The 12,171-nt window shown below is 61.0% G+C and carries 14 protein-coding genes and 1 tRNA gene; 9 read left to right on the top strand and 6 right to left on the bottom strand.

From position 1 onward, the window contains the following. Positions 1 to 416 precede the first annotated feature (416 nt). From GFD18_RS09605 to GFD18_RS09595, 3 genes are all read left to right on the top strand, one after another. Positions 417 to 683: a hypothetical protein gene (locus tag GFD18_RS09605; RefSeq protein ID WP_163200359.1), complete on the top strand. Its 267-nt coding sequence runs from the start codon at positions 417 to 419 to the stop codon at positions 681 to 683. A 106-nt stretch (positions 684 to 789) separates the two neighbouring features. Then, positions 790 to 984: a hypothetical protein gene (locus GFD18_RS09600; RefSeq protein ID WP_163200358.1), complete on the top strand. Its 195-nt coding sequence runs from the start codon at positions 790 to 792 to the stop codon at positions 982 to 984. Positions 985 to 1,443: 459 nt separating this feature from the next. Beyond that, positions 1,444 to 1,517, top strand: a tRNA-Pro gene (locus GFD18_RS09595). Positions 1,518 to 1,722: 205 nt separating this feature from the next. Here GFD18_RS09595 and GFD18_RS09590 read toward each other — a convergent pair. Next, entirely contained in the window at positions 1,723 to 2,202 is a 480-nt protein-coding gene (locus GFD18_RS09590) for a hypothetical protein (protein WP_163200357.1), read from the bottom strand. Positions 2,203 to 2,369: 167 nt separating this feature from the next. Between GFD18_RS09590 and GFD18_RS09585 the strand changes: the two genes are divergently transcribed. Then, a complete protein-coding gene (locus GFD18_RS09585) occupies positions 2,370 to 2,666 on the top strand; it encodes a hypothetical protein (RefSeq protein WP_163200356.1) in 297 nt (98 codons plus the stop codon). A 137-nt stretch (positions 2,667 to 2,803) separates the two neighbouring features. On the opposite strand, the gene GFD18_RS11405 is transcribed toward GFD18_RS09585, so the two are convergent. From GFD18_RS11405 to GFD18_RS09565, 3 genes are all read right to left on the bottom strand, one after another. Continuing rightward, positions 2,804 to 3,175 carry a hypothetical protein gene (locus tag GFD18_RS11405; RefSeq protein ID WP_191997376.1) on the bottom strand — a complete coding sequence of 124 codons (372 nt, stop codon included), beginning with the start codon at positions 3,173 to 3,175 and terminating at the stop codon, positions 2,804 to 2,806. A gap of 112 nt (positions 3,176 to 3,287) precedes the next feature. Next, the gene (locus tag GFD18_RS09570) at positions 3,288 to 4,307 is read right to left on the bottom strand and encodes a lipocalin family protein (protein WP_163200355.1); all 1,020 of its coding nucleotides are present in this window, start codon (positions 4,305 to 4,307) and stop codon (positions 3,288 to 3,290) included. Between the two features lie 48 nt (positions 4,308 to 4,355). Next, entirely contained in the window at positions 4,356 to 5,768 is a 1,413-nt protein-coding gene (locus GFD18_RS09565; RefSeq protein WP_163200354.1) for a DHA2 family efflux MFS transporter permease subunit, read from the bottom strand. 187 nt (positions 5,769 to 5,955) lie between these two features. Here GFD18_RS09565 and GFD18_RS09560 point away from each other — a divergent pair, with 187 nt between their 5' ends. The 5 genes from GFD18_RS09560 (at position 5,956) to GFD18_RS11145 (ending at position 8,630) form a co-directional block, all read left to right on the top strand. Continuing rightward, positions 5,956 to 6,498 carry a hypothetical protein gene (locus tag GFD18_RS09560; protein ID WP_163200353.1) on the top strand — a complete coding sequence of 181 codons (543 nt, stop codon included), beginning with the start codon at positions 5,956 to 5,958 and terminating at the stop codon, positions 6,496 to 6,498. Positions 6,499 to 6,569: 71 nt separating this feature from the next. After that, on the top strand, positions 6,570 to 7,817 hold the full coding sequence (locus GFD18_RS09555) for a CynX/NimT family MFS transporter (protein ID WP_163200352.1): 1,248 nt from the start codon (positions 6,570 to 6,572) through the stop codon (positions 7,815 to 7,817). Beyond that, entirely contained in the window at positions 7,814 to 7,984 is a 171-nt protein-coding gene (locus GFD18_RS11155; protein WP_225433044.1) for a hypothetical protein, read from the top strand. Before GFD18_RS09555 ends, GFD18_RS11155 begins: the two co-directional genes overlap by 4 nt. A 5-nt stretch (positions 7,985 to 7,989) precedes the next feature. Then, complete coding sequence (locus tag GFD18_RS11150) at positions 7,990 to 8,214, top strand: hypothetical protein (protein ID WP_225433043.1); 225 nt, start codon at positions 7,990 to 7,992, stop codon at positions 8,212 to 8,214. Further along, complete coding sequence (locus GFD18_RS11145; RefSeq protein WP_225433042.1) at positions 8,214 to 8,630, top strand: ATP-binding cassette domain-containing protein; 417 nt, start codon at positions 8,214 to 8,216, stop codon at positions 8,628 to 8,630. The genes GFD18_RS11150 and GFD18_RS11145 overlap by 1 nt, the downstream gene beginning before the upstream one ends. A gap of 598 nt (positions 8,631 to 9,228) precedes the next feature. Here the strand turns inward: GFD18_RS11145 and der are convergent. Together der and GFD18_RS09540 are read right to left on the bottom strand one after the other, a co-directional pair. Further along, complete coding sequence (gene der / locus GFD18_RS09545; RefSeq protein ID WP_100510967.1) at positions 9,229 to 11,361, bottom strand: bifunctional cytidylate kinase/GTPase Der; 2,133 nt, start codon at positions 11,359 to 11,361, stop codon at positions 9,229 to 9,231. After that, positions 11,358 to 12,137, bottom strand: a complete 780-nt coding sequence (locus GFD18_RS09540; RefSeq protein ID WP_163200351.1) for a pseudouridine synthase — start codon at positions 12,135 to 12,137, stop codon at positions 11,358 to 11,360. The genes der and GFD18_RS09540 overlap by 4 nt, the downstream gene beginning before the upstream one ends. Positions 12,138 to 12,171 lie beyond the last annotated feature (34 nt).

Below are 12,171 nucleotides of genomic sequence, written 5' to 3'. Positions count from 1 at the left end.
GACTCCCGACTCGAACATTCTCTTGGCGACGCTCATGGATACCCCTCTCATCGGTGGATGTGGCCGCGGCCGGCATCATGCCGCTTGCACCAAACTCCCATAAGGACGAAATGAAGAAAGCGGACGGCCCAGACACCGGTGTAACCCAGATAGGAATCCGTCCATAAAGGACCGGATGCGCTCCCGCACGAATAGGCTTTTATCTCAACTCTGCACGGACAACCGTTCCCTAAAAAACCATATAACACGTATGTCTAACTAACTCGAGAAAGACCACCTTGGCGAATTCAAACTGAATCATCCGCGGAAGTGCTTTGCGGGCTTCCGGCCGATAAGAGCACATGGAAACTGTTCATGTGTAAGCCACGTTCCGAAAAGTCCTAGAATGTTCCAAGCCATGATAAGGAGACGGCATCATGAAACCAGGAGATTCCGAGTACTACCCCTGCTTGTCCGATTACTCTTCAAAGCAGGCAATGTTCGCGTCCCCGGAATTTGCTGCATTGCCATTGGAGGATATTCTGGCCTGCTATGCAGGCGAGTTCGATGGTGATTCAATCTACCACTTCAACGACGGGAAGAACCCCCGGAACGATGAGGAGGCCAAGAAGATGGCCATCGAATGCCTCGTCGCCGGCAAGCCCCGCCCCTGGGCCAAAGTCCCCGAAGACGCCGTCATCTGATTCCCGAAGCCACCTTCAGGCGGCTTTTCTATTACCCCAACCACCCGCACGGGTGGTTTTTTTATGCCCAGAACGGGCCCCATCAACCAATTCAAGGAGGACCATCATGCATGGATTCAACCTGCCGTGGCATCGCCCGCCGAAGCACCTGCGTCTCGTGGACTCGGGAGCCGAGGGCGGCTCGGACACGTCCGGCACCGACGGCGCCGACACCGGCGACGACGGACGGGATGTGGACTGGCAGGCCAAGTACCAGGACGCAATCCGCCATCCAGTGTGCTGTTGGCGATTTTCTCCATGACACCTGCCGTCATGCCAATCTCATCAAACGGGTATTCACCTCCAGTTCGGCCCCCATCGGTGCCACAGCCGTAGCCCAGCGAACCGACATAAGGCTTGCTCTCCAGCGGCTCTTTGGATCCGACGTTCTTACTCTGGCATGTTTCAGCGTCAGCCAGCGGCTCTATGTCGGAATACACGCGTTCTGCAGCGATGTCGGCACCGGGCCAAACGACCATACCGTCAATCTTGCCGTCAGACATACCAGATCTCCTTGAATAGTATTCATATCCACGGTAAAGGATGGGCACGTTCCCTGACAGGTTGCCTACCAGAGACTATGAAACTATGTTTTCGTTGAGATCGCCGTTCGTAGCTTTGGGCATAAGCCATGATCCTCAACAAGACACGCCGAGTCGACAGCGCTTTTGACAATCATATTTCCGACGGGTATATTATCTACTCGTTGCGCAAGCGACATCGGACCATAGCGCAGCTTGGTAGCGCACTTGACTGGGGGTCAAGGGGTCGCGGGTTCAAATCCCGCTGGTCCGACGATTTAGCCCAGAATTTCAACGATTCCGGGCTTTTTTTGTATCTTGCGACACGCCGTGTTCTTATCCGATTGGACACAACTACGGACACAATCCGAGACACAACGGAACACGCCCCTACCCCGACACGCCTCATATGGAGGGCGTGTCGTCTCGCGGCCGCACGGCCCGCGTTTATCCGACGCGAAGCCTACCCCACAGTTTCTTCACACGGTTTTTGTCGAGAGGTACCGTTCGCGTTGCCTGACCGAATAGATGTCCTGATTGTAGTAGGCCGCTTGTTCCTCGACCCGTTTGCGGGCTTCCTCGTTCCTGCCCCACCAGATGCTGAACCTTCCCGGCCGCGGCCGGTCCTGTCCTTCGTCTCTCGCCATGCAACGCAGCGCCTTCGGATCGAACACCTTCCTGACGCAGAAGTTCGTCAAACGGTCACGCCGGATGTAGACGACGGCGAGTCTCCACTGCTTGCGCGGTTTGCCGATGACGCGCAGCACGCCGCCATGGTCGAAGGAACTGTCACGCCAGATGGACGATACGTACACCTTCGTGCCGGGGCTGAAGATCTTAGTGCCGTGCTCGATGTGATGGTCCTGACCGACCTCGTGCTCGTCCACGACGTTCGCGACCAAGCACCATGAGAACAGTTCGCCACGCTGCCACCGCGTCGCTTCTTCCACATTGTTCATGCTACGGCCCCACTCTCCCAATCATGGATGTCAAGCCATCCTGTTGTTCTCAGCGGTATCGTCGGCGCAGCAGCGGCACGATGCCGCTCAACGTGACGTGGCCGTGTCGGTCGGGCGTGAGGCGTTTCCGACGAATTCATGTACAGATGGTCGTGACTGGTAGAAGATTGCAAACAGTTACGCCGGCCCCCACGCCTCAGCCATCCAAGCCGAGCGCCGGCAGCGGGTACAGCGTGGTGGTGCGTTCCGGCGGCACCATCAGCGGCATCGCCGCGCGAACAGGACTCGGGCCCGTGACCGCGTGGAGCGTACCTTCCGGCAACATCCACCGCATCTGGCCCGGCCAGACCGTCGTCTACCGCGGCAACAATACTCCGGCGGCGAACACCGGTGCCGGCGCGCGGATCCACGTCGTGAGAAGCGGCGAGACGCTGAGCGGCATCTTCGGCGCTTCCGGCTGGTAGCGCGTCGCCCAGCTCAACAACCTCAGGAACCCGAACCTGATCTACCCCGGACAGCAGCTGCGCTACTAGACGCGTGCCGTCCGCCTGCGGCCTTCGGCACCGCGCCGGAGGCCGCCGCTTCCATATCCAAAAACCAACTAAGGAGAAGATTCATGGATATTTCCGCAGCGACCACCCTCGCCGCCGGCATCGTCGTCCTCGTCGCACCCGCCTTGGTACAGACGTTCAAGAAGTACATCCCCGCCGACTGCGTGGGCCTGACCAGCCTCGGCGTGAGCATCCTGCTCGGCGTCATCGCCATCGCCGCAACCAACGGCTTCCACGGCTACGGCTGGGGCATCGTCCTCACCGGCGTCATCGGCGTCGCACAAGCCGTCTACACCTTGATGAACCAAGCGTTCGGCGGCAAGCTCAGCAAAGACAGTGAAGCTAAACAAAGAGCTAAGCCCGTCTCGTGTTGTGCGCGAGACGGGCTTAACTTGTGCGAGAGCTCCCGAAAGGCTATTCATTCAGTGCCCATTCCAAATCCCTTGTTCATCGGTTCGTCGGGTTGTGGCTTTCTTCGGCGGGTTGGCGGAATTGGACCGATGCCGGTGTTTTTCGGAAAATGGGCCGGTGTTGTTAGTTCCATCCTCCGACGAGTTCGAGGCAGCAGTGGCCCGTTACCGAGTGTCCTCGGTAGGTGCCGACCACTTGGCTTGCGCCTTCGTATTTGCGCCCCGAGGGGTTCGGCGAAGCGATTTCCTGTTCGTCCATGATGGATGTGACGGTGAGTTTCGCTTCCCATTCAGGGATGGAGATGGTCCATCCGGTTGGGTATTTCATGCCGGTCACAGGACTTTCCCACACGTTGAAGGAGTCGCCGACCATCGGATCCACGCCGGCGGAAGATTGGGTGCCGTCCTCATGCAGGACGCTGGCCCAGCAATGTTCGCTGCCCGTGGCCAGTTCGGTTACACCCCATAGGCTGATCACGTCGGGATCGTTATCGAAGCAGAGGTTCATCCACAGCCATTTGCAGTTGTAGCCGTCCTTGAGGCTTCTGCCTTTGGGCATGCCGGCGAACTGACGGTCCATCCATACCATTCCCTCCACCTCGTGGCGCTGGCCGTCGAGAGTGATGACGCCTTTGGCAGCCATGTGCGGGAACGAGTATTGGTAGTTGGCCACTCCGGCAATCTGGAAGTAGCCGGTACCGAGACTGTAGAGTGGATATCCGGTGCCGTGCAGGTCGAGGTAGATGGATCCGTCCGGCATGGCCGATGCGATGCGCATGTTGTCGAGGTCGCCTTCGATGACGTCCTTGTCGGTGTGGATGTGCAGTCCCTGGCCTGCGACCTGTCCTCGCCTGACCTTGTAAAAGCGGTCTTCGTGACGGTAGATGCGTCCGGTCTCATCGGTGATGGACAGCACGCTGTTGATCATGCGCACCGGCAGGTATTTGGAGAACTGCAGGACGCTGACATGGTACATAAAGTCAAGGGTGTGGCCGTCCGTCTCGAAATGACCGACCCAGAACCATGAGTTGCCGACTTTGTCGGTGCGTATGAATGTGTCTTGGATGGGATCCACCAGCGGTTCGGTGCCGTGGTGGAAGGTACGGATGTTGTGGGTCAGCGAGTTGTTCGTGGTGTTCATCATGTCTCGTTTCGTTTTGGTTCCGTGTCTGTTGATACGTTGTCGTTTCGGTCACTGTCCGACGAGAGTCCGTTTCGTCATGCCTCGGTGCGTTCGAGTCGCCAGAAGCGCTGTGACGAGGGCGGCCGCGAGGATGACCGCGATGGCGGCGAATGCCAGCGTCGAGCCGAGTATGGATTGCGCGTGCCCGGTGGCGGTGGGCGCGAGGGTGGTGGACAGCGCGGAGATGGATACGATGAGGGCCGTGCCCATCGAGGAGGCGATCTGTCCGACGGTGTTGGTCACGCTTTGCGCGTGCCCGATGTGTTCGTTGTCGAGTGCGTTGATGCCCCAGGTGTTCACCGGGGTCATGGCGAACATGAGTCCCGCGTAGAGCACGGTATAGGCGCATGCCGTGAGGATGACCGAGGCGTCCGCGCCGAGCAGAGCCATGAGCACGCCGCCGATGGTCATGACCGTCAGGCCGGGCAGGGCGACCTTGCGGATGCCGTATTTGTCGAACATGCGGCCTGAGACGATACCGCAGCATGCGCCTATGAGGGCGCCGGGAAGCATGACGAGCCCGCTGGCGGTGGCGGATGCGCCGAGCACGGTCTGGATGAACATCGGCACCATGACGTTGCAACCCATGAGGGCCGCCTGCATGCATGCCACGATGATCACCGAATGCGCGTAGGTGCGGTTGGCGAGGATTCCGACGCGCAGCATCGGTTCCCTCGCCTTGAGCTGTCGGCGCACGAACACGGCCACGAGCAGCACGCCGACGACGATCAGCGAGACGGTGAGCATCATGTTGCCGGTGGACGTGAACGTGGACAGCCCGTACAACAGGCATGCCAGACCGACCGAGGAGAGCAGCACGGAGACAAGGTCGAACGCACCCGGTTGGAAGCCGTCGAAGTTACGCAGGTAGACGGCGGCCAACGCGATGACGATCAGCGAGACGGCCGCCATGATGACGAACAGCGTGCGCCAGCCGAACGAGTCGATGATCACGCCGGAGACGGACGGGCCGAGCGCCGGGGCGAAACCGACGACGAGTCCTGTGATGCCCATTGCCGTACCGCGGCTTTCCTTGGGGAACACGAGCAGGATCACCGCGGTGACCATCGGCATGATCGCGCCGGTGCACAGGGCCTGCAGCACCCGGCCGACCATGAGCAGGGGGAAGGTCGACGCGAATGCGGCGACGAGACTGCCGGCCGCGAACAATGAGATGCATCCAATGAACAGTCTGCGGGTGGAGAAGCGCCCCATGAGGAACGCTGCGAGCGGGATGACCATCGCCTCGACCAGAGAATAGCCGCTGGACAGCCACTGAACGGTGGTGGAATCCACCCCGAGGTCCTTCATGATGGACGGCAGCGCCGGCGTGACCACCGACATGTTGAGCACGGCCAGCAATGTGCCCATGAGCAGCACGATGACCATGATCCATTGTTTTCTGTTGATGCCAAGTTTCACAATAACACTCCGATAAACAATAGTTATTGATTATTCAACGAGCATCAATTATTATCGAAACACAACGGATGACAACCACCGATATGCGACATTTCTCGCTTATTCGACGATTCGCCTGAATCGTCGAACAACACGCGGCTTATGGACGGAGCAGGAATGACGCTACCGGCAGGACGAAAGGAGCATAGTGACCGATCTGCGCATCGTCAAAACCCGCAAGGCAATCCGCGAGGCGTTTCTGCGCCTACGGGCATCAGGAGTTCCGGTCTCGAAGGTCAAGGTCAAGGACATCTGCGACCTTGCGCTCGTCAACCCGAGCACGTTCTACAAGCATTACCTCGACGTATACGACCTCAACGACAAGCTTGAGGACGAGACCATCGACGCGATGCTGGAGCATTACCCCGACAAGGACAAAATCCTGTCCGATCCACCCGCATTCCTCAATGGCTGGAGACCGGCCATCGACAGCCAGATCGACGATCTGCGCGTCCTGTTCGCAGGCCGCCCCGAAGCCATGTTCCGCAAAATCGAATCGATGCTCGTCGAACGTTACTCCGCCCGAGCAGCGAACGAGCGCGAGCGCATCGCCGCCGTCTTCTCCATCGCCGGGGCCCTCCACTCGCTTGGCCTGCTCAAGCTGGAAGGCGGACAAAGCGACGACGAGATCATCGCGGCGGTCGTCGAAAACCTCAACGCCATCGCCGCTCGGATCCCCGACGGACGATAACGAACACCCCCCCCCCTATACGAATCAACGGCATCATCACACGGATACTCTCAATCATCTAGTCAATCATCATGGAACAGATAACAGAACATCATCACATCCCATCGTCGGCATCGCGACTCGCCGCATCGATACTGACCGCGCTGGTCTTCGTCGTCGCGCTGAATCTGCGAGCCCCGCTCACATCCGTCGGCCCGCTGCTGCCACGGATAGGGACGTCCGAACATCTCAACGCGACGATGCAGGGCCTGCTCGGCTCGTTGCCCATCCTCGCGTTCGCCGTCGTCTCCCCGATGGTGCACCGGGCCGCCGAACGCCTCGGCATCGAACGCACCGTGCTGGCCGCAATGGCGTTCCTGACGCTCGGCATCGTGATCCGTTCGGCATGTGGCACCATCGGATTGTGGGCCGGCACGCTCGTCATCGGTTGCTCGATCGCGGTGGGCAACGTTCTGGTGCCGGCCATAGTCAAACGCGATTACCCCGGTCACACATCACTTGCCACCGGCATATACTCCGCATGCATGACCGGCATGGCCGCGTTCGCCTCGGCCGCGGCATTGCCCCTGTCCGATGCAATCGGGTGGCAGGGCACGCTCGGCATCTGGGCCATTCCCGCCGGAATCGTCACGCTGCTGTGGCTATGGCGTTCACGGGCGAATGCGCAAAGGACGACCCCGGCTGCGAAGACCGCCACCGATGCGCAGCCCCGCAGCCGACAGAGTACGGCATCGGAGACCAGACTCCGCGTCTCCATGTGGAAAAGGCCGGAGGCATGGGCCGTCACCCTGTTCATGGGGCTGCAATCCGTGAACTATTACGTGTGCGTCACCTGGCTGCCCACCATCGAGGTCTCCTTCGGCGTGCCCGCCGACCGGACCGGCTGGCATCTGGCGGTCTTCCAGCTCGTCGGTATCGTCATGGGACTGCTCATCCCCGTGCTGCTGAAGGGCGACAGCCAGGTCGCCGCCGTTGTCGTCGCCAGCGTGCCATTGGCCATCGGTGCGCTCGGACTGGCATTCGCACCGCGGCTCGACCTGCTGTGGATCATCGTCGCCAGCATCGGCTCGGGATGCTCTCTGGTCGTGGCACTCTCATTGATCGGATTGAAGACCTCGACCACCGAGGAGACGACGCAACTGTCGGGCATGGCTCAATGCGTCGGATACCTGCTCGCCGCAGTCGGTCCCACGTTGGCCGGAACGATCTATGACATCACCTCGGGATGGCGGACGGTGCTCATCATGCTGGCCATACTAGCCGTCGCACAGACCGCCATCGGCATCATCATCGGACGGAATAAGGAAGCGGGGCGATGACCATGCTCGGCGAAACACCCTACGACGCAATGGTACTAGCCAGGTCGGTGGGCTACTATCGCAATCGGCGGCTGATCCTTGCCGACGTAAACCTCACCATTGCCACCGGCGGACGATGGGTGCTGTTCGGACCGAACGGAGTGGAAAATCCACACTGCTGGAAATGATCGCGATGCGCACCTACCCCAACGTCGGCGAACTGCGCGTCTTCGGGGACCGAACAGTCGCGGGCTCGGACCCGGAGCGCCGTCGCACCCGCGTGGCCATCGTCTCGGCGGCGTTCGGGCACAACATCGGGTCGGGAATGAACCCGCTCACGGTCGTCGCCTCGGGGATTCCACGAGGAACGAAGGATTCGGCTGACGAGGCATACAAGAAGGCGAACGCACGAGGGTGATGATCTCCCGCGCGCTCGTCTCGCCGGCGGATCTCCTAATCTTCGATGAACCGACCACCGGCCTTGATCTGGGTGGCCGTGAAACGGTATTGCGAGAACTGTCGGCGCTGGCCTCGCGAGGGGACGAGCGCACGATGCTGCTCGTCACGCATCAGGTGGAGGACATCCCCGCCGGATTCGACCATATCGCGATGATGGGCCGAATGATGGAACACGAGTGCATGACATACCTCGACACGCATCCGCGCATCTACGCCACACTTGACGGCAACACGACACCGGGAACCATCACATTCACCGGACCACTTGACGAAGGACTTACCGACGAACGTCTCGAATCGATGTTCGGCGTCCCGCTACACGTAGAGCGAACCGGGCAGCGATGGAAAGCCTCGCACCGGCTGCGTTTCGCATGAGCGGTCCGAATGAACGCCTCGTCGCCGTCTCCAGTGCTCCTCAGTCATTGTGTCGCATTCGACCGGGGAGCACTGGAACCGATGCGGACACAACCGGGACACAGCGACCGCGGAAAACAACGAAACCAGCGAATCAACCCTTCAAAATAACAAGGGGTCGCGGGTTCAAATCCCGCTGGTCCGACCAGAAAGCTCGGAATCTCAACGATTCCGAGCTTTTTTGTTCCTCCATCTCCCCTTCGTTTTACCTGCTCAGACACGACCAGACACGATACCCCTATGACGCCCGCCTTGTATTACCGGTGAGTCACGGGTTCACTCGGCAACTTTCCCTTATCCGAACCCCACTCTCTCATTGCGACTTCTACACGATACGGCCTAGTTCTCCCATCACGGAGTACAGGGATGCTCCGTCGCTTTCAGCCGGATCTTCGACGCAGCAGGAACACATACATCCATATGCGGATATGAAAAAACGATGGCCGACGCCATATCGACATAATCAATATAACATCGACCATCATTTCAATTAATCATCCGGAAACGATGAAAACTCACCGAGCGTTCATCGCATCACGAACGACGAGAAAAATACACGCTACTTGCGGCGCTTCTTCTCTCGGATGTTCACCGAGATCTGAATCGGCGAGCCTTCGAAGCCGAACTCCTCACGCAGGCTGCGCTCGATGTATCGGCGATAGCCGTGCTCGAGGAAGCCGGTCGCGAAGATGACGAACCGCGGCGGACGGTTCGAGGCCTGGGTGGCGAACAGGATGCGCGGCTGCTTGCCACCACGCAGCGGATGCGGGTGCGCGGCCTGCAACTGTCCGAGGAAGGAGTTGAGCTTGCCGGTGGGTATGCGCTTGTCCCAGGATTCCAGGGCGGTGTGCATCGCTCCGGTCAGACGGTTGGTGTGCCATCCGGTCTTCGCCGAAAGGTTGACACGCTGTGCCCAGGTGACGCGGTTGAACTCGGTTTTCCACAGTCGTTCGATGCGCTGTCGGCCGAAGTCGTCGAGCAGGTCCCACTTGTTGAACACCAGCACGATTGCGCGACCGGCGTCAACGGCCTGGCTCATCACCTTGAGGTCCTGGTCGGAGATCGGCTGGGATACGTCGAACAGCACGAGTGCAAGCTCGGAACGCTCCAACGCCGCCTGCGTGCGCAGCGTCGAATAGTATTCGGCGCCGGACAGCTTGTGCAGACGACGCTTGATGCCTGCCGTGTCGATGAACAGCCAGTCCTCGTCGTCCACGGTCACCACCTCGTCGACGGGGTCGCGGGTGGTGCCGGCCAGGTCGTTGACCACGGCGCGGTCCTCGCCGGCGAGCCGGTTGAGCAGCGACGACTTGCCGACGTTCGGACGGCCGATCAGGGCCACTCGACGCAGGTCCGTCGGGGTGAGCAGACCCGAGGTCTTCTCCGCGGAACGCAGTTTCTCCAGGGCCTCGTCGAGGAGGTCGCCGATGCCGCGGCCATGCATGGCGGAGATGCCGAACGGCTCGCCCAGCCCCAGCTTCCAGAACTCGGCGGACAGGTACTCGTCGGCCTGTGAATCGACCTTGTTGACCGCCAGGGTGACCGGCTTGCCGGACTGGCGGATCATCTTCACGATACGCTCGTCGCTGGCGGTGAGACCGACGGTGCCGTCGACCACCAGCAGCACCGCATCGGCGAGCTGCACGGCGATCTCCGCCTGGGACGCGATGGAGGATTCGATGCCTTCGACGTCGGCCTCCCAGCCGCCGGTGTCGACGAGCTTGAAGTCGGTGCCGGCCCATTCGGCGTCGTAGCTCACACGGTCGCGGGTCACACCGGGGGTGTCCTCGACGACCGCGGCACGGCGGCCGAGGATGCGGTTCACCAGCGTGGACTTGCCGACGTTCGGACGGCCGACCACGGCGAGCACGCCCACCGCCTTGGAACGGGAGCGCTCCTCCGGCGTCGTGAACGCGCCCTGCACCAGGCTTTCGTCCTCGTCGCTCAGCTCGTATTCGGAAAGGTTCGCGGCATAGTCCTCGTACGCCTTCTCCTCCATGGCGTCCTCCACCATGCGGATGAGCACGTCGAGGGTCTGGGAGAAGTCCATGTCCGAATTGTCGACGGTGGTGACGCCGTCGGCGGCGGTCATGAAGCTGGTGACCTTGGAATCGGCCTTGTCGCGGGCGGCCACGTCGTCGGCTCCGACCGCGGCCACACCGGCGCTCTGGTCGGCTCGACGGGCGGCGCGGACCTCCTCACGCGCGGTGAGCAGCACACGCACCTCGGCATCCGGGGCGACGACCGTGGTGATGTCCCGGCCCTCGGCGACGATTCCGGCGCCGTGCGAGAACGAGTCCCCGTTCTCCTCGCGGGCGATGAACGCACGCTGTGCGGCGATCAGCAGGTGACGGACCGGAAGGATGGAGGATACCACGGAGACGTGGGACGAGACCTCACGGGACCGGATGGCCTCGGCGATGCTCTCGCCGTCGCAGGTAACATCGGGATTGGCGGGATCCACGGAGATGTCGAAATGGTCCTCCGTGAAGAGCCTGCCCACCGTGGCGACGATGAGGTTCTCGTCGGGCTGTTCCGCGTCAAGGTCGATGCCCTGGTTCAGGCACCACCAGGCGGCGGCGCGGTACATGGCGCCGGTGTCGAGATAGGCGAATCCGAAATAGGTGGCCAGCGCCTTCGAAGTCGAGGACTTGCCGACACCCGCAGGACCGTCGATTGCTACGCGGATCACAGGCCGACCTCCTTCTCCAGCGACTTCACCTCGGTGGGGGAAAGCACGCGGTACGAACCGGACTTGAGCTCGCCCAGCTTGATGGGGCCGATCTGCGTGCGGATGAGGCGGCGCACGGGGAAACCGATGGAGCCGAAGATACGGCGCACGATGCGGTTGCGGCCGGAATGCAGCACCACACGTACGAGCGTGTACTCGCGGTTCTGATCAAGGATGGAGCACTTGTCGAGCTTGACCCAGCCATCGTCGAGCTTGACGCCGGTACGGACAAGGCGTCGGCATACGTTGCCGCTGAGCTTGCCTTCCACCGTGGCGATGTAGGTCTTCGCCACCTCGTACTTGGGGTGCATGACGTGCTGCGAGAGCTCGCCGTCATCCGTCATGAGGATGAGGCCCTCGGAGTCGTAATCGAGACGGCCCATGTGGAACACGCGCTCATATTTGTCGCCGATGATGTCGCGCAGCGTCCAGCGGCCCTTCGGGTCGCTCATGGTGGACAACACCTTGCGGGGCTTGTTCAGCGCGAGCGTCACGTGGCGGTAGTCGATGTGGATGCGCGACCCGTCCACCAGGATCTTCTGGCGCTTCGGATCGACACGGGTTCCCAGCTCGGTGATCAGCTCGCCGTCGACCTCCACGCGGCCGTCGGTGATGATCTCCTCGCACTTGCGACGGGAGCCGAACCCGGCCTGGGCCAGGACCTTCTGCAGGCGGACGCCCTCGTTCTGGTTATCGGCTTCGAATGATTTCCTGTTTGATGAATGCTGTTCTGGCATCGTTCTCCCAACGTGGCCTTTCATGATTCGATGA

Source organism: Bifidobacterium saimiriisciurei (genome assembly GCF_010667655.1).
Classification (GTDB): domain Bacteria; phylum Actinomycetota; class Actinomycetes; order Actinomycetales; family Bifidobacteriaceae; genus Galliscardovia; species Galliscardovia saimiriisciurei.
This window is presented reverse-complemented; position numbering and strand designations above follow the sequence as displayed.

What these genes read in the sequence shown, in the direction of transcription:
- GFD18_RS09605 (WP_163200359.1), top strand. Translation starts at nt 417, where the DNA reads ATGAAACCAGGAGATTCCGAGTACTACCCCTGCTTGTCCGATTACTCT.
- GFD18_RS09600 (WP_163200358.1), top strand. Translation starts at nt 790, where the DNA reads ATGCATGGATTCAACCTGCCGTGGCATCGCCCGCCGAAGCACCTGCGT.
- GFD18_RS09590 (WP_163200357.1), bottom strand. Translation starts at nt 2,202, where the DNA reads ATGAACAATGTGGAAGAAGCGACGCGGTGGCAGCGTGGCGAACTGTTC.
- GFD18_RS11405 (WP_191997376.1), bottom strand. Translation starts at nt 3,175, where the DNA reads ATGAATAGCCTTTCGGGAGCTCTCGCACAAGTTAAGCCCGTCTCGCGC.
- GFD18_RS09570 (WP_163200355.1), bottom strand. Translation starts at nt 4,307, where the DNA reads ATGATGAACACCACGAACAACTCGCTGACCCACAACATCCGTACCTTC.
- GFD18_RS09555 (WP_163200352.1), top strand. Translation starts at nt 6,570, where the DNA reads ATGGAACAGATAACAGAACATCATCACATCCCATCGTCGGCATCGCGA.
- GFD18_RS11155 (WP_225433044.1), top strand. Translation starts at nt 7,814, where the DNA reads ATGACCATGCTCGGCGAAACACCCTACGACGCAATGGTACTAGCCAGG.
- GFD18_RS11150 (WP_225433043.1), top strand. Translation starts at nt 7,990, where the DNA reads ATGCGCACCTACCCCAACGTCGGCGAACTGCGCGTCTTCGGGGACCGA.
- GFD18_RS11145 (WP_225433042.1), top strand. Translation starts at nt 8,214, where the DNA reads ATGATCTCCCGCGCGCTCGTCTCGCCGGCGGATCTCCTAATCTTCGAT.
- GFD18_RS09540 (WP_163200351.1), bottom strand. Translation starts at nt 12,137, where the DNA reads ATGCCAGAACAGCATTCATCAAACAGGAAATCATTCGAAGCCGATAAC.